The organism is Pseudomonas sp. GW823-FHT04A03 (assembly GCF_058796615.1).
Window position 1 is genome coordinate 63,345 of record NZ_JBXAIV010000015.1, and the last position, 21,810, is coordinate 85,154.

Genomic DNA, 21,810 nt, shown 5'->3' on the forward strand with positions numbered 1-21,810 from the left:
GGCTGACGCAGGGTCAGCCTCGACAGCTTGATCAGGCCGGCACTTCGTCGAGCATCAGACGCTGGCGCACCACATCGACCAGTTTGTCCGGCTGGAACTTGGAGAGGAAGTTGTCGCAACCGACCTTCTTCACCATCGAGTCGTTGAAACTGCCGGACAGCGAAGTGTGCAACACCACGTACAGGCCACGCAGGCGCGGGTCGTTGCGGATTTCGGTGGTCAGGCGATAGCCGTCCATTTCCGGCATTTCAGCGTCGGTGAAGATCATCAACAGCTTGTCGGTCATGTTCACCCCGGTGTCCGCCCAGGCCTTGAGCATGTTCAGGGCTTTCAGGCCGTCACTGGCGATGTGCATCTTCACGCCCAACTGGCCGAGGGTGTCGCGCAATTGCGAGAGCGCCACGTTGGAGTCGTCTACCAGCAATACTTCGCGGCCACGGGCGCGTTCGAGCACCGGATCGTCCAGTTTGTCGCGCGAAACCTTGGCGTTGTACGGAACGATTTCGGCGAGGACTTTCTCGACGTCGATGATTTCCACCAGTTGATCGTCAACCTTGCTGATGGCGGTCAGGTAATGCTGGCGACCGGCGCTGGTCGGCGGCGGCAGGATGGCTTCCCAGTTCATGTTGACGATGCGGTCCACGCCGCCAACGAGGAACGCCTGCACCGAACGGTTGTACTCGGTGACGATGATCGTGCTGTTCGGGCCCGGCACCAGCGGGCGCATGCCGATCGCCTGGGACAGGTCGATCACCGGCAGCGTCTGCCCGCGCAGGTTGACCACACCGCAGACAAACGGGTGACGCTGGGGCATCAGGGTCAGTTTCGGCAACTGCAGGACTTCCTGAACCTTGAACACGTTGATCGCGAACAATTGGCGCCCGGCCAGTCGAAACATGAGAATTTCCAGGCGATTCTCACCCACCAGTTGCGTGCGTTGGTCTACCGTGTCGAGAATGCCGGCCATCAATGACTCCTGGGCTTGTTCTGATGAATTCACTATTGGGGGTTATCGGCTGAATCTGGCGGATCTTGATCCCGTCACAAATCACCAACAAAATGCCATGAGCAGGCATTGATGTCACATTAACATCATGCTTTACTGGCCCGGTGAAATCATCTGCTACATTCTCTTCGGCGCGACCTCGATTTGCGCGACAGGTTCCCGTGCCTAAGGGAATCCCCTAGTAACAATCAGGCCCAACCTGATATTCGCGATATCCAATAGCCATTAATGTGACGCCATTCTCATTGCATGAACGGAGTCAGGCTATTGTGTGCGATCGCAGTTCAGTGGAAACACATCCTCTTGAAACCCCAGGTCTGTGCCAATGCACACCGGGGCGCGGTCTCGCGACGGTTCATGATCGTCGACACACACGGCATTCCCTCATCAGACATGACGTGGTGGAGATAAGCATGCCGAACGACCGTAGTGACTGGGCGCAGCGGTTCCCCGAATTCCTTGTCGAGGCTGAAACGCTCCTGGCCAAGTCTGAAGAATGCCTCAGCCACTTGCAGCTGATCAGCAATGACAAGGACGCCATCGACTGCATGCTCAGTACCCTCCTCAAGCTGGCGAACAAGGCTGATGCCCTGGCGCTGGGGGCAGTGTCCGAATTCTCCCTGCACCTGCATGGCCTGCTCACTCAGGTTCAGGATCACGTGGATTTGCATGCGCAGGCCCTGGAAGCACTGAAAGACTGCTTCACCCTGATGGCCTGGCAACTGGAGCTGGTTGACCCAAGCACCGGCCAATTGGGCCTCGATGAAAGCGAGCAGGTGTCGCTGATCGAAGCCTTTGCCTGCCAGGTCGGACAGAATCACTTTCAAATGCCGCTCAATGGCAAGCCGATGTCCCTCGTCTCCTGGTCGGAGCGCCAAGCGTAACCGGGCACACAGTGGGCTGTTCGGGCCCGTCAGTTCTCGCCCTCGAATGTCGCAATTGAATAGTTCATGCCTGCCTGCGACACCTTCCAATAAATAATTACGAGCGATGAATGCAGACTATCCTCTGCGGATGTCAGGGTTTTCCTGTGTAAAAGAAAACTTGCGGTTGCATCGATAATTATCGAGTCAGGTACTTCAACTTTTCCATTATGGAACCCTCGTCCAACATGGTCTGTTTCCTGACTCTTTGGACATATAGGGCAAACGCGACCAACGGTATGTTAAGTGGTATTATGCCGCCCGTTAGTTGTTTCAGTTAATGGCATTGTGACTTCTATGAGCAGTCACCACCGAAGTTGGCGCTCAATTATCGATCACTGAACCGTTTTGAAATCAACAACCTGAATGACAGTTTTCCAGACAGAGACCGCCAGCCCTTCTGACCGGTCTGCCCGCAGCGAACATCCATTGGCTCCATCCGCTATGTACGCCAGCCTCAAGTCAATTACCACATGGCCTCCCTCCCGAGAAAATGCCCGCAGGTTCACACTCCTGCTGTGCACGGCTTCGGCTTTGGGCAGTCTGTTGAGCTATGGGGTCTCCGCGCCGTTGTCGCTCGGCCTGCTGCTGATCAACGTGGCGGCTGCCGGTTGCGTCTGGACACAACATCGTCTGTCGCGCAAATCCATCAAGTTCCAGCCTCAGGAACTCGCCGACCGTTTGCTGGAAGTCCAGGAAAACGAGCGCCATCGCCTGAGTCGTGAGCTGCATGACGATATCGGCCAACTGCTGACCGCCGCCAAGCTGCAAAGCGAATGGCTCAAGCGTCGCTTGCCCGCGGACATGCAGGAACACTGTTCAGTACTTTGCGAGACCCTCGAAGAAACCCTCAACAAGGTTCGCGACGTTTCGGCCATTCTCAACCCGCGGCAACTGACCAGCCTTGGCCTGGAAGCGAGCCTGCGTGCACATTTGCTCAAGGTATTGACCAATACTTCGGTGCACTGGAGTCTGGACTGCCAGCAGCGCCTGAACGGAATCCCCGAAGAAATGGCCGTCGCTGCCTTTCGTATCACTCAGGAAGCGGTGACCAACATCCTTCGCCATGCGCAGGCCAAAAACCTGTTGATTCGCGTACAACGCCTGCCGCAGGGCCTGACTCTGCTGATCAGCGATGATGGGCTGGGTTTTTCCCCGGCGGCGAATCCGGGTCGCGAAGGACAGCGGGGCATGGCCGGGATGGCCGAACGCATCGAGCAACTGGGCGGCACACTGAGCGTGACCAGCGAGCCGGGCAAAGGTACTCAAATCGAAGCACTATTCCCCTGGGCGCCCCGTGCACTCGAGCGGGCCAGTACGAATAAGGTTATGCGTTGACTTGTAACTTACTTCTGGTGGATGACCACTCGCTGATCAGGGCCGGCGTGCGCGCCCTGGTGCTGGATATTCCCGGTTATGCGGTTATCGGCGAGGCCAATGACGGCTCGCAGTTGCTCGAGATGGTCGAGCTGCTGTCTCCCGATATCGTATTGCTGGACATTTCCATGAAAGAAACCGGCGGTCTGGAAGCCCTGCAGCGGCTCAGACGCGTACGCCCGCACGCCAAAGTGCTGATTCTGTCGATGCACACCGATCCCGCGCTGATCATGCAGGCGCTGGAGTCCGGTGCGCACGGTTACCTGCTCAAGGACACCACGGCCACCGAGCTCGAACATGCACTGGAAGCGCTGCGCAACAACGAACGCTATCTGAGCCCTGCCATCGCCCATACCGTGATCAATCAGGCGCTGACCCGCAACCTCAAGCAGCAGCCGGAAATCGCCGAGTCGCACAACCTGACGGCACGCCAGCTGGAAATCCTGCGCCTGATCGTGCGTGGCAAATCCACGCGGGAAATCGCCAATGGTCTGGGCTTGAGCATCAAGACGGTCGAAACCCACCGGTCGCAGATCATGAAACGCCTGCAGATCTACGATGTGGCGGGCCTGGTGCTGTTTGCCGTGCGGGAACAGATCATCAGTCTGGACGACTGAGCCGGGGCGTTGTGCTCAACAACGGCGAGTCCTTGGGCAAATGCACACGCAAGGCTCCGGGGCGCGCCGCAAACCGCAGACTGTCGCCTTCCAGTGGCTCACCATCAAGATTGATGCAAAGCCCTTCGGCAACCTTGATTTCAACCCACGGCAAACGCGTGCGCACGAACATGTTGTCGATGCCGAACCCGTCGCTGAGCAGATTTTTCAGCGTGCCAACCAGCTCCTGCGGGGCTGGCAGAATACTGATATCCAGAAGACCGTCGTCCACCAGCGCTTCCGGGCACAACACGTGCCCGCCACCAGCCTGACGGCCATTGCCGATCCCCAGCGCCAGCAGCTCGCCCCGCCAGTGAAAATCCGGCCCCTGCAATTCGCCATAGGCGGCATGTAGCTCGCTGAAGCGCGATAAACCGGTGAACAGATAGGCCGCGCCGCCCAGCACTTTTTTCAAATCTTCCGATGTGTTGGCGGTCACTTGGCTGCCGAATCCCCCGGTGGCCATGTTCAGGAAGATCTGCCCGCCGACTTCCCCCAGATCAATGTCATGGGCGGGCGCTTCGAGCAACTCAAGCGCCTCGGCCGGCTCCAGCGGAATAACCGCCGCGCGGGAAAAATCGTTGGCTGTTCCCAGCGGCAACAGCACCAGACTGGCCTTGCCCGGATGCGCCGCCAGTGCTTCGGCGATGTCGCGCAGGGTGCCATCTCCACCACCGGCGATGATCTTACGGTATCCCGCCGCCAGCGCCTCCTCCACCAGCCGCTGCGCATCCCCGGCCTCCCAGGTCAGGCGCACAGCCAGTTCCCAGCCCTGCTTGCGTTTGTTCTCGACAGCGGCACGAACCGCCTCGTTGAGTGCCTGCTTGCCATGCAGAATCAACAATGCCTTGCGTTCACTCATTGCGGCTACTCCCGGAATTGAATCAGTACGGGACATCTTGACCCTCAAGACCGGCAAAAAAGTCGCACGTCTTCTGATTAATTCCTGTTGCCCGTCTGGCCCATCCTACATATCGGTAATTTTTCGTACAGAACGTAAGGAATCGGCTCAATTGACCCAGCCCCGCCGTTGGTACAACGTGTGTCGGCGTTAGCGATCTTCAATTCAATTACACAAGGATGTGCATGTAATGAGTGGATACAGTTTCAGGACTTTCGATACTTTGCATACCGGCATTTGCCAACTGCCCCCAATGACCGCAGGCGGGCGTTTCCATGCAAAGCCATGAAGCAAGAGTATCCGTGAGTCCGGTTGCCTCTCTTTCCGAAAGTCGCGCCAGTCTTAAAGACGAATTCAAATGCAGCGCCAGAAACACTGGAGAAAACGATATGGAACCGCGTGTCACCGAGCTGGAAACCCATCTCAAGTACATTCGACGCGATATGGACGAGGTCAGAGGGGACGTCAAAGCCATCAAGCATCGCCTTGCCTATTCGGCAGGGGCGACAGCGATGGTGCTCGGACTGTTGGGCTGGATTGCCAACAGCCGGTTCGATCAGCTCGTCACACTGCTCAGCCGTTGACCCGCTGAAAGGCAGGCATCGTGTAGCGACTGTGCCTGCCTTTCAATGCCTGCAATCAACCGAGCAGCTCGCTGAGTGGAATGAATGGCACCTGATCACCCTCTGCCAAGACTCGCCCCTCCTGCACTTCCACCAGCCCCTCGGCCCAGGCAGCGCTGCGCAGTACGCCCGAACTCTGGTTACGGTAGATAATCGCTTGCCCCTGCTCCAGACGTCCGCGCAGAAATTCACGACGGTTACCGGCCTGAGGCCAGACAAATCCTGCGGGCACCGAAAACTTCAGCGGCTCGACATCCTGAACGCCCTGGCGACGCAACAGATAAGGTCGGGTCAACAAGGCAAAAGTCACCAGTGTCGAGGCAGGATTCCCCGGCAATCCAATCACCGGGACACCACGGAAATGCCCGACCGTCAGCGGCTTGCCGGGTTTGATTGCGAGCTTCCAGAGTGTCAGCTCGCCTTCTTCCCTCAATGCGATTCCGAGGAAATCCGCTTCCCCGACCGATACACCACCGGTTGAAAGAATCAGGTCTACATCCTGAAGCTCCCCAAGTCGCGTACGGGTGGTAGGCAGGTCATCAGGCAGAATACCGGCATCCACCACTTCACATCCGAGGCGCTGCAACCAGCTGCACAACAACACCCGGTTGCTGTTGTAGATCTGTCCCGGTCCCAATGCTGTTCCCGGCTCGACCAGTTCATCCCCCGTGGACAGCACCGCCACACGAACGCGGCGAATCACCTCAAGCCCTGCGCAACCCAGCGATGCGGCCAGTCCCTGCTCGATCGGACCGAGCCGGGTTCCGGCGGCCAGGACCAACTCACCGACTGTCGTTTCCTGGCCTTGCGGGCGAATGTTCTGCCCGGCCACCATCGCCTCGATGAAGCTCACGCGCTCACCGGCATGAATCTCGGCGTTTTCCTGCATCTCGACACAATCGGCACCTGCAGGTACCGGCGCACCGGTAAAGATCCGTGCACAGGTGCCCGGTTTCAAAGGTTCCGGTGCCTGTCCGGCGAAGATTTTCTGACTGACCGGCAACGGTTCGCCGGTCCAGTCGGCCAGATTCAAGGCATAACCGTCCATGGCACTGTTCGGCCACGGCGGCAGATCCAGCGTCGAAATCAGATCCTGCGCCAGCACCCGCCCCTGAACCTGGGCCAGTGGCAAAAACTCGCACTCGACAATCCGCGAGGCCTCGGCCATTTCCAGCAAACGCGCCAATGCCTCTTCGACGGGCATCAGGCTGCCGGTCTTGCCCGGCTTACCCACGGGATTCACAAGGCGCCGCCTGTTTCAAATGAGTGACGAAATTGCACGGGCGGTGGCGTGAGTCCAGTTGCTCGGCGAGGATGCCATCCCAACCGGTGCGCACCGCGTTGGTCGAGCCTGGCAGGCAGCAGACCAGCGTTCCATTGGCCAGCCCCGCCAAAGCCCGGGATTGCACGGTGGAGGTGCCGATGTCGGCGACCGAGATCTGGCGAAACAGCTCGCCAAAACCATCGACCTGCTTGTCCAGCAGGCAAGCGACGGCTTCCGGGGTGCTATCGCGGCCGGTAAAACCGGTGCCGCCGGTAATCAGCACGACTTGCACGACGTCTTCGGCGATCCAGTGGGCGACTTGCGCACGGATCTTGTACAAGTCATCTTTGAGCAGCACTCGCTGCGCCAGATGGTGACCCGCGGCCGTCAGCCGGTCGACGAAGACCTGGCCGGAGGTATCGGTTTCCAGGGTTCGGGTGTCGCTGACCGTCAGCACCGCGATATTGAGCGGCACGAAAGGTACATCAGCCTTGGCTTTCATAGGCTCGTCCAGTTGTAGGAGAAACAGCCCGGTGTTATATCACAGCGCCCCCTTTTTTCGCCGCCCCTGCGGAGAGCTGCCATGACTTCGAACACGCCATTACCACCCTGCTCCATTCTGTTGCTGGCCGGTGGACGCGGCCAGCGGATGGGCGGCCAGGACAAGGGACTTGTGGAATGGCACGGTGAACCACTGATCGCACATCTGCATCGCAAGGTTCGGCCGTTGACGGATGATTTGATCATCTCCTGCAACCGCAATCGTGAACGCTATGCGCCGTTCGCCGACCAATTGGTGAGCGATGACGAGGAGGATTTTCCCGGCCCGTTGGCTGGTATTCGTGCCGGCTTGAAAGCCGCGCGCCACACCCATCTGGTGGTATTGCCCTGTGATGTTCCGCGCATCGATCTTGCATTGCTGCACAGCATGCGTGAGGCGGCCGGTCTGAATTCTGAAAAACCTTTAATGTTGCGTCATGACGATCACTGGGAACCGCTGCTTTGCGTGATCCCGGTGGCACTCCTGCCGGCATTCGAAAACGCCTGGAGCGCAGGAGAACGCAGCCCCGGCCGGGTGATGCGCAACCTTGATGCCCAGGCCCTGGTTTGCCCTGACAACGATCCACGTCTGGCCAATCTCAACACCCCTGAACTGTTGAGTTCGCACAACACTGTGTCAGACTGACAGCATTCAAGGAACTTGCACGCCTTGTATACGTCTCAAGCTCAGTAACCAAAAGAATTCCCCTTCGGAGACACACTCATGACTCAACGGACCCTCGCCACTTTCATGCTCGCACTGGGCCTTGCCACCCTCGCCGGTTGCGCTTCGCCAACAGTGATCACCTTGAATGACGGTCGCGAAATCCAGGCTGTCGACGCCCCCAAGTATGATGAAGATTCGGGCTTCTACGAGTTCGAACAACTGGACGGCAAACACACCCGTATCAACAAGGATCAGATCCGCACTGTCAAAGAGCTGTAAGTCTTCAGTTCGACAGCGGATACAGAAAAGCCCGCAATATGCGGGCTTTTTCGTGTCTGACAGAAAAGGGTCGATACACGGGATCACCAGTCCAGCGTGATCCGGCTTTCAAATTCGCGCACCTGCCCTGTGACCGGATCGATGAATCGCAACCCCTGCGCCAGCAGCTTGAGCGGATTGGCGTAATCATCCTCAACGTCTTTGAGCACTTCAGGGTAGAACGGATCATTGCAGATGCTCGCCCCCAGCGCCGTCATGTGTACCCGCAGCTGATGCTTCTTGCCGGTCACCGGATACAAGCCGTAGCGCCAGAGTTCGCCGTTCTTTTCACGAACCTCAACCGCCGTTTCGGTGTTGCTTACACCCGGACCTTCCTGCATGCGAAAAAAGGGTTCACCGTCGATCATGCGACTCTTGTGCACCAACGGAAAGTCCAGCCCGGGCAGCGCGGCAGCAATGGCTTCATAGCGTTTTTCGATTTGCCGTGTCGGGAACAGCGACTGATACGCCGACCGAGTCTGTGGATTGGCAGAGAAAATCACCAGCCCGGCCGTGTGCCGGTCAATCCGGTGCAACGGCACCAGATGGGGATTGTCCAGGCGCCGGATCAATCGGCGAAGCAGCGTCTGTTCGACGTACTCGCCTGCCGGGGTCACCGGAAGGAAATGCGGCTTGTCCGCCACCACCAGATGCTCGTCCGCATACAGGATCGACTCGACCACAGGGATCGGCTTTTCATCCGGCACTTCACGAAAATAGTGAATGCGCAGCCCTTCCTTGTAGGGTAAGTCCAGCGCAATCGGCTGACCCTGGCCATCCAGCACGCGGCCCCGGGCGATTCGATCCAGCCATTGATCGCGCCCGATGGCACTGAAATGCTCACACAGGCAGTCGAGCACTGTCCGCCAGCTACCGGGGGGCAGATACAGCGTGCTGGCCTGATTCTGTGCGGCGGAAAACGTTGATGTGCTGGACATACGGAAACTCTAACCTTCAAAGCAGAGCGGCATTATCCAACACCGGGCGCAGCAGACCTAGCGCGGAATCAGGCGGGGATCGATTTGAGCGCCGCCGCCTCGGTGAACTCCTTGAGCCAGCGCAACACATCCACGGCGTCCCAACGGCCCGGATCGTACAAGGCGTACAACAATCCCTGATAACCGACCACATCCAGTTGCTTGTGATAGCCGGCGCGCTGGAACAAGGCCTCGATCTCGGCAAAGCACGTATTGAAATGCAGCTTGTTGAAGGGGGTCTTGCCTTCCGTGACCAGACCGTCCAGGCGCAATTCGTGGACGGCCTCGCGCACCACGTCAACCGACATCCCGTTCACGCTGCTTTTCAACTGTTCGACATTGACCACGGTGGCTCCCTCTGACATCCGGCTTGCCCTGACGAATGCCCGGAAACGGCATGGCAGGCCAACCCAATTACTGTATGCGCATACAGTAACCGAATAACCCGAAAAGTGCCAAGCCGTGATTGAGCGAAGGTGACGAGCGCCATCAACGCAGAAGGGAAAAGACCGCTAACGCAGGAATGCCACCACCTGATCGGCGCTGAAGGGCCACCCCAGTTCCGCGCCGGTATCGACTCTGCGCAGGACAGGGATCCGCAGGCTGTAGGCCTCGAACCACGATTCGTCGTCAGCAATATCCACCAGTTCCACCAGCAGACCATGCTCGACAAACGGCATCAGTTCGGCCTCCGCGACTTCACACAAATGGCACCCCAGGGTGCCGAACAACTGGCATTCAGGAAGCATGTGCGCTCAACCCCAAAAATCGAGTGATCATTCTAGGCCTGCCCGCAAAGCCCGTCGACCCACCCACCGGGTTCGAACCCGCGCCTCGTAAAACCCTGATGTAAATCAGCCCACAAAATCGCCTTTTACGCGATGCTCCGGTGTTTTTTACCTCTACGCTTGAAGAGCCTGACCTGTCCCGGAGTGTCTTGTGTTTGCCAATCTGCTGATCATTCTGGCGTCGTCCCTGGTGATGATTGCCCTGTTCCGTCGCCTGCGCCTGCCGCCTGTGCTGGGCTACTTGTGCGTGGGCTTGATGGTCGGGCCGAAGGCATTCGACTGGATCAATGAAAGCGAACATCTGCCGGATCTTGCCGAATTGGGCGTGGTGTTTCTGCTGTTTTCCCTGGGGCTGGAATTCTCCCTGTCAAAAATGATTGCCCTGCGCCAGGTGGTTTTCCGTCTGGGCAGCCAGCAGGTGCTGATCACCACATTCCTGCTGGGAGGTGTGCTGATGTTGCTGGGCATGCCCGTCACACCGGCCTTGCTGCTGGGTGCCGGACTGTCGCTCTCATCCACGGCGATTGTGACCAAAGAGCTGGGCAGTCTCGGCGAAATCTTCAGCAGCCACGGCCAGAACGCGGTAGGCGTCCTGTTGTTTCAGGACGTGGTGGCCGTGTTGCTGCTGACGCTGGTGCCGGTGTTCGCCGGCAGCAGTGATCAGGCCTGGTACTGGGCGCTGCCCCTGACCTTGTTGAAGACCGTATTGCTGTTCTTCGGTTTGTTGCTGGCCAGCCGCTGGCTGCTGCCCCGCCTGTTCCAGGAAGTCGCGGCGTCCCGCTCGGCGGAGTTGTTCGTGCTGCTGGCGCTGGTGATCGTGTTGCTGACAGCCTGGCTCACTCATTTGCTGGGCCTGTCTCCGGCCCTCGGCGCCTTCCTCGCGGGCATGCTGCTCGGCGAGAGCCATTACCGGCATCAGATCGAGGCCGATATCCGGCCGTTTCGAGACATTCTGCTGGGACTGTTTTTCGTCAGCATCGGCATGCTGATCGACCTGCAGCTGTTCGCCAGCCACAGCCTGCTGATTATCGGCATGACCCTGGGTTTATTGGTGATCAAAGGGCTGGTGGTGGCGCTGCTGGTGAAATGGCGCGGTAGCGACAGTGAAACGGCCTGGCGCAGCGGTCTCGCCCTCGCCCAGGGCGGTGAATTCTGCTTCGCCCTGATGGCGCAGATGCAGCAGAGCCGGTTGCTCCCCGCCGAGCTCGGCGCCCTGTTGCTCGCCGCCACCTTCTGCTCGATGCTGCTGACACCCCTGCTGTTACGCGCCGCACCGCGCATCGCCGCCGCCCTGCACCGCAAACCCAATCAGGAAGCGCAGATCGAGGAAATCAGCGCCCTCAATGCCGGGCTCGACGGGCATGTGGTGATCTGTGGCTACGGCCGTGTCGGTCAGTCGATCGGGCGCTTCATGCGCAATGCCGGGCAATCCTACATCGCGCTGGACAACGACCCGGTGCGGATTCAGGAAGCCGCCACCGCCGAACGCGACGTCCATTACGGCGATTCAACCCGTGGCGATCTGCTGACCGCCGTCGGTTTGCTGCGCGCCAGGCTGCTGGTGATTGCCGTGGATCAAGCCGATGTAGCCTTGCGGGTTCTCAAGGAGGCCCGACGCCTCAATCCGACGGTGCCGATCCTGGTGCGCACCCGGGACGACAGCCAGTCGGCCGAGCTGAAGGCAGCCGGCGCCAGCGAAGTGGTACCGGAACTGCTGGAGTCGAGCCTGATGCTCGGCTCCCATGCCCTGATCCTGCTGGGGTTTCCTGCGCACCGGGTGCAGGAGAAAGTCGATCAGGTGCGCATCGATCGTTATCGCCTGCTTCACGGCTTTTACCCCGGAGCCGACGATGAGGAGACCTAGTCCTGGCTCACCGCGCCGATCTTGTGCAGCGACAGGTCAGCGCCGTAGTACTCCTGTTCCTGGCTCAGGCGCAGACCATGCAGCGCCTTGATCGATCCATACACAGCGAAACCGCCGATCAGCGCCACCGCCACACCGAGGGCGGTGCCGATCAACTGGCTGATCAGGCTGACGCCACCGAGTCCGCCCAACGCGGTCGAGCCGAAGATCCCGCAGGCAATGCCGCCCCACACGCCACACAGACCGTGCAACGGCCAGACACCCAGCACGTCGTCGATGCGCCATTTGACCTGCGCCGCCGTGAAGCACCAGACAAACAGGGCTCCGGCAATCGCGCCGGTCACCAGCGCGCCGACCGGATGCATCAGGTCGGAACCGGCACACACCGCCACCAGTCCGGCCAAAGGACCGTTGTGCAGAAAGCCCGGGTCGTTGCGCCCGACAATCAACGCCGCCACCGTGCCGCCAACCATCGCCATCAGCGAGTTGACTGCGACCAGTCCGCTGACCCCTTGCAGGGTTTGCGCGCTCATTACGTTGAAGCCAAACCAGCCGACGATCAGGATCCACGAACCCAACGCAAGAAAAGGAATGCTCGACGGCGCGAACGCCACCAGCTTGCCATCGCGATAGCGCCCATTGCGCGGCCCGAGCAGCAACACCGCCGCCAGCGCCAGCCAGCCGCCCATGGCATGCACTACCACCGAACCGGCAAAGTCATGGAAAGGGGCACCGAACTGTGCCGTCAGCCAGGCTTGCAGACCGTAGTTGCCGTTCCAGATCATGCCTTCGAAAAACGGGTAGATGAACGCCACGATCAGCGCCGTGGCGCACAGTTGCGGCACAAACCGCGCCCGCTCGGCGATGCCGCCGGAGATGATCGCCGGGATCGCCGCCGCAAAGGTCAGCAGGAAGAAAAACTTCACCAGTCCATAACCATGATCGGCACTGAGCACCGCCGCCGGTTGCAGGAAGGTCACTCCATACGAAAGCCAGTAGCCTATAAAGAAATAGGCCAGTGTCGACACCGCAAAGTCGCTGAGAATCTTCGACAGCGCATTGACCTGGTTTTTCTGGCGAACCGTTCCGACCTCCAGAAACGCGAACCCGGCGTGCATGGCCAGCACCATGACCGCACCGATCAGAATGAACAACGTGTTGGAACTGTGAACCAGCGTGTCCACAGCGCTTTGCAGATTTTCCATGAGGAGGCAGACCCAAGGCTGAAAAAGGCACCAAAGCGGTTCATGCGCACATTTCATGCACCAAGTTGCGACTGTGCGGTCACTGATCCGGTGGTCCGGTGAACCGCTTTGGCGCACAAGGTCGATGGGCTGACATGAACCCTCATCATCCGGGCCTTGCTTTGCCCGGTTTCGCGCCCGGCAACAGCGCACTGCCACCGATCGACGCACCACGACACAGCAAAAGTTGTACCAGCCATTTGCACTGAACCTTCACACTTGGCTCATACTCGAACGCTTCAGAACACCGCTTCAGAACGCCACTTACGGAGATCCCCCATGGCCAGCATCAAGGCAAAGACTGCTCAAGAAATCCTGATGAACGACTTCCAGACTCTGGTCAGCGACACTGAACGCTTGCTGGAACACACCGCCACGCTGGCCGGTGATCAGGCTGACGAGCTGCGCGAACAGATCCACGAAAGCCTGCTGCGCGCACGGGAAACCCTGAAGCTGACCGAGGACACCCTGCGCGAGCGCGGTCAGGCTGCGGTCACCGCCACCGAGGAATATGTATCGGCCAACCCGTGGCAATCGGTGGGTATCGCCGCCGGCGTCGGCTTTCTGATCGGCCTGCTGGCCACGCGGCGCTGATCATGTCGATCGGTGAATCCGGCCCGGACTCGGGCACCGCCTCCTCCACGCGTCGTCTGGGTGCTGCCGTTCTCGGTTTGCTGCACAGCCACGTCGAACTGTTCGGCATCGAACTGCAGGAACAAAAAGCACGCACCGTCAGCCTGTTGCTGTTCGCCGGCCTGGCGCTGGTGTTTGCGCTGCTGTTGCTGGTCGGCCTGTCGACCCTCGTACTGATCGTGTTCTGGGACACCTATCGCCTCGCCGCAATCATTGGGCTGTGCGTGTTCTACACCCTGGCGGCAATCTTTTGCGCGCTGCGTCTCAAGGCCGCGATCTTCGATGAATCCTCGCCCTTCCACGGCACGCTGGAAGAACTGGCCAATGACCGGGAGCGCCTGCTGCCATGAGCCTGCCTGAACTTCCGCACAACAGCTCACGCCGGGAAATGCGCAAGGCACTGATCCGTCTGCGCATGGAAATGCATCGTCAGGAAATCCGCCACGAAACCGGCCAGGTCCTGCAACCTCTGCAACGCATGCGTGGCATGACGCAAAACCTGCAGGGCGGTTTCGGCATCAAGCACGCGCCGTTGTGGGGCGTAGCCGCCGTGACACTGCTGGGTTTCATCACAGGTAAAGGGGCCAAGAGCGGTGGCGTCGGCGGCGTGACCCGACTGATCCGCCTGGGCACCAGCCTTGCTCCGCTGATCAAGCTGGTCATGCAGAGTTCGAGCAAGCGCTGATCCCTCGCATCTGGCTGCATTCTTGCAATACCGGCGGGATTGAATCTCTTATCCGGAGGTTCAATCCCGCTTGCCTATCCGGCCGGCAGAATTCGCCAGAACAAAAACGACAAGGAGGCCCCGTGATCGACGGGCAACCGCTCGCCTGCTTTCAACCTTTCATCGATACCGCCACCGGACGCATTGCAGGGGTCGAGGCACTGGGCCGTCTGCGCCAGGCCGATGGCCAACTGGCGTCGGTCGGACCGTTGTTCGCCGATCCGCGCACCCCGGCCATCGCGCTGCGCCGAATGGACCGGCAGATTCGCGACAACGCGCTAAGTCGACTGCACGAAGCACCGCCGGACTGGTTTCTCAGCCTGAACATGTCACCGCGCTGGATCAGTCGATTACGTGCCGACCAGGCACTGCCGAGCCTGAAACAACTCGCCCGGCATGGCATCGACCCGCAACGGATTGTTTTCGAAATCACCGAGCTTGGCGGTAACAGCCAGCGCCTGACCGAAGTCGTGGCGCGCTATCGCGATGCCGGCGCCCGGATCGCCATCGACGATTTCGGCGCCGGTTATTCGCAGCTTGATCGCGTGCTGGCCCTGCAACCGGACATTCTCAAACTCGATATGCGCCTGTTCCAGGCCGCCGCACTGGGCGGGCCGAGCAGTGACGTGGTCAAGGCCCTCGCGCAAATGGCCGAAAAGACCGGCTGCTGGATCATTGCCGAAGGCGTGGAAACCGCGGCGCAACTGAATTTCGCGCTGGAATGTGGATCGCGTTACGTGCAGGGTTTTCTGTTCGCCCGCGCACAGGAGGCGCTTTTCGGTACGGATGACTTCGTCGAGCGTTTTGCCGAGCTGCGCCAATCCTACGTACGTCAGAAACTGGCCGAACGCAGCAAGCTGATGTTTATGCGCCAGCAGCTCAGCGAACTCATGACCATCCTGCAAACCTGGGCCCAGGCCCGCGCTCCACTCAGCGCTCTGCCACAGCTCGACGCCTTCCCGTGGCTGCTGCGCTTTTACCAATGCGACCGTCACGGCACTCAGCTGACGCCGAACCTGGAATGGCGACAAAGCGGCTGGGTGGCCGACAACCGCTACCTGGGCCACAACTGGTCGTGGCGTCCGTACTTCTATCACCTGCTGGCCGAAGGCTGGGAGGAACGGCGCCTGACCCTTTCCAATACCTATCGCGACGCCACCAGCAACCAGTATTGCCTGACCGCCGGACAGTTTTTCGATAACGGCGAGCGCCTGCTGTTGATCGACATCGATGCGGCGGGCTTGTAGTTGCGCTTGCAGATGCCAGCCTGAACCGGGAAGCTAGGGAATCAGTCACCAGACGGAGAGAATCAGCCTTGGATTGGCATACCCTGCTCAACCGCGAACGTCTCGGCAAACCGCTGCACAGCCCGCAGGAACTTGGCCGTAGCCCGTTCCATAAAGACCATGACCGCATCATCTTCTCCGGCGCCTTCCGCCGCCTGGGGCGCAAGACCCAGGTGCATCCGGTGTCGAGCAACGACCACATTCACACACGCCTGACCCACTCGCTGGAAGTCAGTTGCGTCGGTCGCTCGCTGGGCATGCGTGTCGGCGAAACCCTGCGCCGCGCTCTGCCCGAATGGTGCGAGCCGAGCGATCTGGGCATGGTGGTTCAATCGGCCTGCCTGGCGCACGATATCGGCAATCCGCCGTTCGGCCACTCCGGCGAAGACGCGATCCGTCATTGGTTCCAGCAGGCTGCCGGGCGCGGCTGGCTGGACGCGATGAGCGACGCCGAACGCGGCGACTTCCTGAACTTCGAAGGCAATGCCCAGGGTTTCCGGGTGCTCACGCAACTGGAGTATCACCAGTTCGACGGCGGCACCCGGCTGACCTACGCCACCCTCGGCACTTACCTGAAGTACCCGTGGACCGCCCGTCACGCCGACTCCCTCGGCTACAAAAAGCACAAGTTCGGTTGCTACCAGAGCGAACTGCCGTTGCTCGAACAGATCGCTCACAAGCTGGGTCTGCCGCAGCTCGAAGAACAGCGCTGGGCGCGCCATCCGCTGGTGTATCTGATGGAGGCGGCGGACGACATCTGTTACGCCTTGATCGATCTGGAGGATGGCCTGGAAATGGAGTTGCTGGAGTACGCCGAAGTCGAGTCGCTGCTGCTCGGTCTGGTCGGTGATGACCTGCCGGAAACCTATCGCCAGCTCGGCCCGCAGGATTCGCGTCGGCGCAAACTGGCGATCCTGCGCGGCAAGGCCATCGAGCACCTGACCAACGCCGCCGCCCGGGCCTTCGTCGAGCAACAAGATGCGCTGCTGGCCGGTACGCTACACGGGGATCTCGTGGAGCACATGCACGGCCCGGCCAAGCGTTGCGTGTTGAACGCCAAGGACATCGCCCGCAAGAAAATCTTCCAGGACAAGCGCAAGACCCTGCACGAGATCGGCGCCTACACGACCCTGGAGATTCTGCTCAACGCCTTCTGCGGTGCTGCCCTGGAACAGCACAACGGCCGCACGCCGTCGTTCAAGAGCCGCCGGATTCTCGATCTGCTAGGCAACAACGCGCCGGATCCGCACGGCCCACTGCACGCATCGTTCCTGCGCATGATCGACTTCATAGCCGGCATGACCGACAGCTACGCCAGTGACATGGCGCTGGAAATGACCGGACGTTCCAGTCATTGACGCCTGCCGCCCGACCGATCTGCAATGGATCGGTCGGGTCTGACGCAGTAACGGTGAAAAGACAAACCCTTCCGTTTGTACAGGCTTGAGAAGGGCAAAAACAAATCGGTAACCAACAACGACAATCATTGCAGCCTTGACCGCATAAACTTTTTATGTGCACCTGCAAACTTAATCTATAACAACCCTTGAACATCTCACGCCTCTACCTACGTCAAACCTAGTTAACACGTAGTCTGATTCTCGTTTGTTTGTAGGACTTCTCCTAGATTGCCGCTGACGCCCTGTCAGTTCATGCGAGTGTTCATTCATCTGAGCTAAGGTTCGCCCTTTATTTGCGCTCGTATGGGATTTGATTATGAACTCCGTTTTTATTGTCGACGATCACCCGGTCATCCGCCTTGCCGTTCGAATGTTGCTGGAACATGAGGGTTATAAAGTCGTCGGAGAAACCGATAACGGTGTCGATGCCATGCAGATGGTTCGCGAATGCATGCCCGACCTGATCATTCTCGACATCAGCATTCCCAAGCTTGATGGCCTGGAAGTGCTGGCCCGCTTCAACGCCATGAGCTCGCCATTCAAGACACTGGTATTGACTGCGCAATGCCCGACCCTGTTCGGTATTCGTTGTATGCAGTCAGGTGCATCGGGTTATGTGTGCAAACAGGAAGATCTGAGTGAACTGGTCAGTGCAATAAAAGCCGTACTGTCCGGTTACAACTATTTCCCCAGCCAGGCTTTGAATCCGGTTCGTCACGATGATGTGCGCTATGCAGAACTTGAACTTTTCAAATCCGTCAATGATCGGGAATTGATGGTACTGCAATTATTTGCCCAAGGCCGAACTAACAAGGAAATTGCCAAAGGCATGTTTCTCAGCAACAAGACCGTCAGCACTTACAAAAAACGCCTGATGCAAAAACTCAAAGCCAAGTCCCTTGTAGAACTTATCGAAATGGCCAAACGTAACGCACTCGTGTGAGAGCCAACATGCCCAGTTGCTTAAAGAGTTTTCTGATTGCATTGAGTGCATGCCTGAGTCTCAGCGCGCCTGTCACGGTTGCATCGCCTGTTTTTCAGGACTTTGCTCTACTCGCGCGCTCGACCGATCGATCGCTACCGGTCTTGTTCGAGCCATCACAAGCGGCGTGGCTGCACACTCGCAATGAGTTGATTCTGGGAGCTTCTGCTCCCGACTATCCGCCCTTCGACATGACCACCAGCGGGCACGACCTTGAGGGATTCACGGCGGACTACGCCGGGCTGGTGGGCCAGGCCACAGGTTTACCGGTCAAGGTCAGGCGCTTCGCTTCGCGAGAAGCCGCGATTCGGGCATTGATCGACGGCAGCATCGACATGCTCGGTACATCCAACGGGTTCGAAGCGGAAAACCCCGACATCGTTCTGTCACGCCCCTATGCGGTCGATCAACCGGTGCTGGTGACACGCGAAGGCGAAACCCGCTCGCTGACCGAAGGCCTGGCCGGTCTGCGGCTGAGCATGCTCTATCACTATCTGCCGCTGGATGAGGTCAAGGCGATGTATCCCAAAGCCCTCATCACGTCCTATCCGTCCTACCAGAACGCAATCAACGCGGTCGCATTCGATCAGGCGGACGTATTTCTCGGCGACACCATCTCCACCCATTACATGATCAGCAAGGGTTACCTGAACAACATCCGCATGGCCAATTTCGGCAAGCACGAGGCCCATGGTTTCAGCTTCGCCGTGCATCGCAACAACACGCAGTTGACCGGCATCATCGACACCGTGCTCAAGGCTGTTCCGGGCAGCGAACGCGAAAACATCGCCAAACGCTGGAGCGTCGGCAGCGACACATTGCTCACCGACCAGAAGCTGCAACTGACCAAGCGTGAAGAACAATGGCTGAAAAGGAATCCGGTGGTGAGCGTGGTCGTCAACGAGGCCTTCGCACCGCTGACGTTCTTCGACAGTGATGGCAATTTTCGCGGCATCAGTGCGGACCTGCTCGAACTCATCCGTTTACGCACCGGTCTGCGTTTCGACATCCGCCGCAGCCGCAGCGATGTCGAGATGATCAGGCAGGTTGAAAACCACCAGGCCGACCTGATCGCCGCCCTGCTGCCCACCATACAACGCGAAGAAAAACTCACCTTCAGCCGTCCTTACCTGGAAAACTCCTACGTGCTGTTGACCCGAAAAGCGGCCGACAGCCCGACACATCTGGGCCAGCTCAAACGCAAACGACTGGCGATCGCCCAAGGCAATCCGATGATCGAATACCTGCGCGCCGAATTTCCACGTATCCAGCTGATCGAAACGCCGGACACCTTCAGCGCCGTGGCGTTGCTCGACGAAGGTCAGGTCGAGGGCGCGGTGAACTCGCTGGTCATCGCCAACTACTTCATCACATCACGCATTTTCGAACAGCCACTGCAGATCACCACCACCATCGGCACGCGTCAGGCGGCTTTCTCGCTGGCAACCGCCCGGGACAACACGGAACTGGGCTCGATCATCGACAAGACACTGATGAGCATCACCCCCGAAGAACTGGGCATCATCAATGGGCGCTGGCGGGGTTACTCGAGCGTTTCGCAAGGTACCTGGCGTCAATACCAACGCTTTTTCTATCAGGTGATCGGCGGCGCCTGCCTGCTGTTGCTGCTGTCGCTGTTCTGGAACGCCTACATGCGTCGCCAGATCAAACAGCGCAAGGCGGCCGAACGGGCCTTGAACGACCAGCTGGAATTCATGGGTTCACTGGTCAACGGCACGCCCCACCCGATCTACGTACGTGACCGACAGGGTCTTCTGCAAAGCTGCAATGACAGCTATCTCCAGGCGTTCAATGCCCGGCGTGAAGACGTCATTGGCAAAAGCGTGATGCAGGGTGCATTGAACAATGCTTTCGAGGCCCAGACCTATCAGGCCGACTATCAGCGGGTGGTGGCCGAGGGCAGACCGCTGGTGCTCGACCGGCCGCTGCAGATCGGCAACCGGCGCCTGACGATCTATCACTGGATCCTGCCGTACCGGGACTCCAGTGGTGAAGTGCGGGGGATCATCGGCGGCTGGATCGACATCAGTGAGCGTCGCGAGCTGCTCGACGAACTGCGCTCGGCCAAGGAGCGGGCGGACGATGCAAACCGGGCCAAAAGTACGTTTCTGGCGACCATGAGCCACGAGATCCGCACCCCGATGAACGCAGTGATCGGCATGCTCGAATTGACACTCAAGCGCATGGATCAGGCTCACCCGGATCGCTCCGGAATCGAAACGGCCTACCATTCCGCCAAGGATCTGTTGGGTCTGATCGGCGATATTCTGGACATTGCACGCATCGAATCCGGACGATTGAGCCTGAACCCCGAGCGCATCAACCTGATCGATACCGTGGGCTCTGTGGTCAGAATCTTCGAAGGTCTCGCCCGGCAGAAACAGCTGTCACTGACAGTGACCCTCTCTCCCCCTGAATTGAATGTCGATGTGCACCTCGATCCTCTGCGCTTCAAGCAGGTGCTGTCGAACCTGATCAGCAATGCCATCAAGTTCACCGATGCAGGACACATCAGAATCACGCTGGATGTTCTACCCACCGATGATCCCGATCGCTCGATGGTGCAGTTGACCGTACAGGACAGCGGCATCGGGATCTCGACGCAGGATCAGTTGCGGCTGTTCGAACCTTTTGCCCAGGCAGACAACGGCGGACATAGAACCGTCAGCGGCGCAGGCCTTGGACTGGTCATCAGCCGCAACCTGTGCGAGATGATGGGTGGAAAACTGCGGTTGAGCAGCCTGGCCGGAATCGGCACCCAGGTCAGTCTGTTGCTGCCGCTGGCCATCTTGCCTGCGCAAGTGACAAGAACTGAAGACGAGCCACAAGTTCAGGTGTCTCTTACCCCGCTGACAGTTCTGGTGGTCGATGACCATCCGGCCAATCGGCTGCTGATGTGCCAGCAGCTGGAATACCTCGGCCATCGATTCTCTATCGCCGAAGATGGCCTGCGCGGGCTGGAACAATGGAAGAACGGCGAATTCGATCTGGTCATCGCCGATTGCAACATGCCCGTCATGAACGGTTACGAGCTGACCCGGGCCATTCGTCAGCACGAAAAACTCATCTGTCGCCCGGCGTGCACGGTGCTCGGGTTCACCGCCAATGCCCAGCCGGAAGAAATCCTGCGCTGCAAACAGGCAGGCATGAACGACTGCCTGTTCAAGCCACTGAGTCTGAACAGCCTGAGTCAATGGGTCGACAGTGTTCAGCCGTTGTTCCGTGCGCCGGTGTTCAATCTGCAGGGGCTGACGCTGCTGACCGGCGGCAACGCTTCCCAGACTCACCGTCTGCTGGCAGAACTGCTCAACAGCAGTCGCCTTGACCGGCAGGAATTGCAGGCACTCTCCCTCACCCGGGATCCTCCTGCGCTGGCCGTCATCGCACACAAGATCAAGGGCGCCGCGCGCATTGCCCAAGCCTCGCGCCTGATCGACAGTTGCGATGCGCTTGAGCAGGCATGCCTGCAAGCGCTGCCGGGGGATGAGATCGAGCGTTGCTGCCAGGCCAGCCGCCTCGCCATCCTGGAGCTGGAGCAAGCACTGGAACAGCAACTGGCCCGAATCGCTCAGAGCAAAGTGATCGGGGCTTAACTATGCTTGGACGCTGAGCAGTG

The 21,810-nt window shown here is 59.2% G+C and carries 22 protein-coding genes; 14 read left to right on the forward strand and 8 right to left on the reverse strand.

Going from position 1 to position 21,810, the window contains the following annotated elements; genetic code table 11:
* Positions 1–31: 31 nt before the first annotated feature.
* Entirely contained in the window at positions 32–967 is a 936-nt protein-coding gene (locus AC1Q9F_RS26485) for a chemotaxis protein CheV (RefSeq protein ID WP_034155209.1), read from the reverse strand.
* Between the two features lie 452 nt (positions 968–1,419).
* On the opposite strand from AC1Q9F_RS26485, the gene AC1Q9F_RS26490 reads away from it, so the two are divergent.
* From AC1Q9F_RS26490 to AC1Q9F_RS26500, 3 genes are all read left to right on the forward strand, one after another.
* Entirely contained in the window at positions 1,420–1,890 is a 471-nt protein-coding gene (locus AC1Q9F_RS26490) for a hypothetical protein (protein ID WP_207983542.1), read from the forward strand.
* Between the two features lie 483 nt (positions 1,891–2,373).
* Complete coding sequence (locus AC1Q9F_RS26495) at positions 2,374–3,267, forward strand: sensor histidine kinase (protein WP_007955752.1); 894 nt, start codon at positions 2,374–2,376, stop codon at positions 3,265–3,267.
* Positions 3,264–3,923, forward strand: a complete 660-nt coding sequence (locus tag AC1Q9F_RS26500) for a response regulator (RefSeq protein WP_492621277.1) — start codon at positions 3,264–3,266, stop codon at positions 3,921–3,923. Before AC1Q9F_RS26495 ends, AC1Q9F_RS26500 begins: the two co-directional genes overlap by 4 nt.
* Here the strand turns inward: AC1Q9F_RS26500 and yegS are convergent.
* Positions 3,907–4,824, reverse strand: a complete 918-nt coding sequence (gene yegS, locus AC1Q9F_RS26505) for a lipid kinase YegS (RefSeq protein ID WP_492621276.1) — start codon at positions 4,822–4,824, stop codon at positions 3,907–3,909. The two genes, AC1Q9F_RS26500 and yegS, sit on opposite strands and share 17 nt — an antisense overlap.
* Positions 4,825–5,138: 314 nt before the next feature.
* Between yegS and AC1Q9F_RS26510 the strand changes: the two genes are divergently transcribed.
* Entirely contained in the window at positions 5,139–5,447 is a 309-nt protein-coding gene (locus tag AC1Q9F_RS26510; RefSeq protein WP_207983544.1) for a hypothetical protein, read from the forward strand.
* A gap of 55 nt (positions 5,448–5,502) precedes the next feature.
* Here AC1Q9F_RS26510 and AC1Q9F_RS26515 read toward each other — a convergent pair whose 3' ends face one another.
* On the reverse strand, positions 5,503–6,729 hold the full coding sequence (locus tag AC1Q9F_RS26515) for a molybdopterin molybdotransferase MoeA (protein WP_492621275.1): 1,227 nt from the start codon (positions 6,727–6,729) through the stop codon (positions 5,503–5,505).
* On the reverse strand, positions 6,713–7,252 hold the full coding sequence (gene moaB / locus AC1Q9F_RS26520; protein ID WP_007955742.1) for a molybdenum cofactor biosynthesis protein B: 540 nt from the start codon (positions 7,250–7,252) through the stop codon (positions 6,713–6,715). The genes AC1Q9F_RS26515 and moaB overlap by 17 nt, the downstream gene beginning before the upstream one ends.
* Before the next feature lie 81 nt (positions 7,253–7,333).
* On the opposite strand from moaB, the gene mobA reads away from it, so the two are divergent.
* Together mobA and AC1Q9F_RS26530 are read left to right on the forward strand one after the other, a co-directional pair.
* Complete coding sequence (gene mobA / locus AC1Q9F_RS26525) at positions 7,334–7,936, forward strand: molybdenum cofactor guanylyltransferase MobA (RefSeq protein ID WP_492621274.1); 603 nt, start codon at positions 7,334–7,336, stop codon at positions 7,934–7,936.
* A gap of 78 nt (positions 7,937–8,014) precedes the next feature.
* On the forward strand, positions 8,015–8,236 hold the full coding sequence (locus tag AC1Q9F_RS26530) for a YgdI/YgdR family lipoprotein (protein ID WP_007955739.1): 222 nt from the start codon (positions 8,015–8,017) through the stop codon (positions 8,234–8,236).
* A gap of 83 nt (positions 8,237–8,319) precedes the next feature.
* Here the strand turns inward: AC1Q9F_RS26530 and AC1Q9F_RS26535 are convergent, their stop codons facing one another.
* From AC1Q9F_RS26535 to AC1Q9F_RS26545, 3 genes are all read right to left on the reverse strand, one after another.
* A complete protein-coding gene (locus tag AC1Q9F_RS26535) occupies positions 8,320–9,213 on the reverse strand; it encodes a pseudouridine synthase (RefSeq protein ID WP_207983547.1) in 894 nt (297 codons plus the stop codon).
* A 68-nt stretch (positions 9,214–9,281) separates the two neighbouring features.
* On the reverse strand, positions 9,282–9,599 hold the full coding sequence (locus AC1Q9F_RS26540; RefSeq protein WP_007955735.1) for a hypothetical protein: 318 nt from the start codon (positions 9,597–9,599) through the stop codon (positions 9,282–9,284).
* Positions 9,600–9,764: 165 nt separating this feature from the next.
* Positions 9,765–10,001: a glutaredoxin family protein gene (locus AC1Q9F_RS26545; protein WP_007955734.1), complete on the reverse strand. Its 237-nt coding sequence runs from the start codon at positions 9,999–10,001 to the stop codon at positions 9,765–9,767.
* Between the two features lie 190 nt (positions 10,002–10,191).
* On the opposite strand from AC1Q9F_RS26545, the gene AC1Q9F_RS26550 reads away from it, so the two are divergent.
* Positions 10,192–11,904, forward strand: a complete 1,713-nt coding sequence (locus tag AC1Q9F_RS26550; protein WP_207983548.1) for a cation:proton antiporter — start codon at positions 10,192–10,194, stop codon at positions 11,902–11,904.
* Here AC1Q9F_RS26550 and AC1Q9F_RS26555 read toward each other — a convergent pair.
* Entirely contained in the window at positions 11,901–13,109 is a 1,209-nt protein-coding gene (locus AC1Q9F_RS26555; protein WP_207983549.1) for an ammonium transporter, read from the reverse strand. The two genes, AC1Q9F_RS26550 and AC1Q9F_RS26555, sit on opposite strands and share 4 nt — an antisense overlap.
* Before the next feature lie 318 nt (positions 13,110–13,427).
* Between AC1Q9F_RS26555 and AC1Q9F_RS26560 the strand changes: the two genes are divergently transcribed.
* The 7 genes from AC1Q9F_RS26560 (at position 13,428) to AC1Q9F_RS26590 (ending at position 21,787) form a co-directional block, all read left to right on the forward strand.
* Positions 13,428–13,742, forward strand: coding sequence for an ElaB/YgaM/YqjD family protein (locus AC1Q9F_RS26560; protein WP_007955729.1), 315 nt, complete (start codon positions 13,428–13,430; stop codon positions 13,740–13,742).
* 2 nt (positions 13,743–13,744) lie between these two features.
* A complete protein-coding gene (locus AC1Q9F_RS26565) occupies positions 13,745–14,131 on the forward strand; it encodes a phage holin family protein (RefSeq protein WP_007955728.1) in 387 nt (128 codons plus the stop codon).
* Positions 14,128–14,466, forward strand: a complete 339-nt coding sequence (locus tag AC1Q9F_RS26570) for a hypothetical protein (protein WP_207983550.1) — start codon at positions 14,128–14,130, stop codon at positions 14,464–14,466. Before AC1Q9F_RS26565 ends, AC1Q9F_RS26570 begins: the two co-directional genes overlap by 4 nt.
* A gap of 122 nt (positions 14,467–14,588) precedes the next feature.
* The gene (locus AC1Q9F_RS26575) at positions 14,589–15,752 is read left to right on the forward strand and encodes an EAL domain-containing protein (RefSeq protein ID WP_207983551.1); all 1,164 of its coding nucleotides are present in this window, start codon (positions 14,589–14,591) and stop codon (positions 15,750–15,752) included.
* 68 nt (positions 15,753–15,820) lie between these two features.
* Entirely contained in the window at positions 15,821–17,149 is a 1,329-nt protein-coding gene (locus AC1Q9F_RS26580; protein ID WP_207983552.1) for a deoxyguanosinetriphosphate triphosphohydrolase, read from the forward strand.
* A 358-nt stretch (positions 17,150–17,507) separates the two neighbouring features.
* Positions 17,508–18,134 carry a response regulator transcription factor gene (locus AC1Q9F_RS26585; protein ID WP_011335284.1) on the forward strand — a complete coding sequence of 209 codons (627 nt, stop codon included), beginning with the start codon at positions 17,508–17,510 and terminating at the stop codon, positions 18,132–18,134.
* Positions 18,135–18,142: 8 nt separating this feature from the next.
* Positions 18,143–21,787 carry a transporter substrate-binding domain-containing protein gene (locus AC1Q9F_RS26590; protein WP_492621273.1) on the forward strand — a complete coding sequence of 1,215 codons (3,645 nt, stop codon included), beginning with the start codon at positions 18,143–18,145 and terminating at the stop codon, positions 21,785–21,787.
* The last annotated feature ends 23 nt before the right edge of the window (positions 21,788–21,810 follow it).

Coding starts and splice junctions, on each gene's coding strand:
- AC1Q9F_RS26485 (WP_034155209.1), bottom strand. CDS start 967: ATGGCCGGCATTCTCGACACGGTAGACCAACGCACGCAACTGGTGGGT.
- AC1Q9F_RS26490 (WP_207983542.1), top strand. CDS start 1,420: ATGCCGAACGACCGTAGTGACTGGGCGCAGCGGTTCCCCGAATTCCTT.
- AC1Q9F_RS26495 (WP_007955752.1), top strand. CDS start 2,374: ATGTACGCCAGCCTCAAGTCAATTACCACATGGCCTCCCTCCCGAGAA.
- yegS (WP_492621276.1), bottom strand. CDS start 4,824: ATGAGTGAACGCAAGGCATTGTTGATTCTGCATGGCAAGCAGGCACTC.
- AC1Q9F_RS26510 (WP_207983544.1), top strand. CDS start 5,139: ATGCAAAGCCATGAAGCAAGAGTATCCGTGAGTCCGGTTGCCTCTCTT.
- moaB (WP_007955742.1), bottom strand. CDS start 7,252: ATGAAAGCCAAGGCTGATGTACCTTTCGTGCCGCTCAATATCGCGGTG.
- mobA (WP_492621274.1), top strand. CDS start 7,334: ATGACTTCGAACACGCCATTACCACCCTGCTCCATTCTGTTGCTGGCC.
- AC1Q9F_RS26530 (WP_007955739.1), top strand. CDS start 8,015: ATGACTCAACGGACCCTCGCCACTTTCATGCTCGCACTGGGCCTTGCC.
- AC1Q9F_RS26535 (WP_207983547.1), bottom strand. CDS start 9,213: ATGTCCAGCACATCAACGTTTTCCGCCGCACAGAATCAGGCCAGCACG.
- AC1Q9F_RS26545 (WP_007955734.1), bottom strand. CDS start 10,001: ATGCTTCCTGAATGCCAGTTGTTCGGCACCCTGGGGTGCCATTTGTGT.
- AC1Q9F_RS26555 (WP_207983549.1), bottom strand. CDS start 13,109: ATGGAAAATCTGCAAAGCGCTGTGGACACGCTGGTTCACAGTTCCAAC.
- AC1Q9F_RS26560 (WP_007955729.1), top strand. CDS start 13,428: ATGGCCAGCATCAAGGCAAAGACTGCTCAAGAAATCCTGATGAACGAC.
- AC1Q9F_RS26565 (WP_007955728.1), top strand. CDS start 13,745: ATGTCGATCGGTGAATCCGGCCCGGACTCGGGCACCGCCTCCTCCACG.
- AC1Q9F_RS26570 (WP_207983550.1), top strand. CDS start 14,128: ATGAGCCTGCCTGAACTTCCGCACAACAGCTCACGCCGGGAAATGCGC.
- AC1Q9F_RS26585 (WP_011335284.1), top strand. CDS start 17,508: ATGAACTCCGTTTTTATTGTCGACGATCACCCGGTCATCCGCCTTGCC.
- AC1Q9F_RS26590 (WP_492621273.1), top strand. CDS start 18,143: ATGCCCAGTTGCTTAAAGAGTTTTCTGATTGCATTGAGTGCATGCCTG.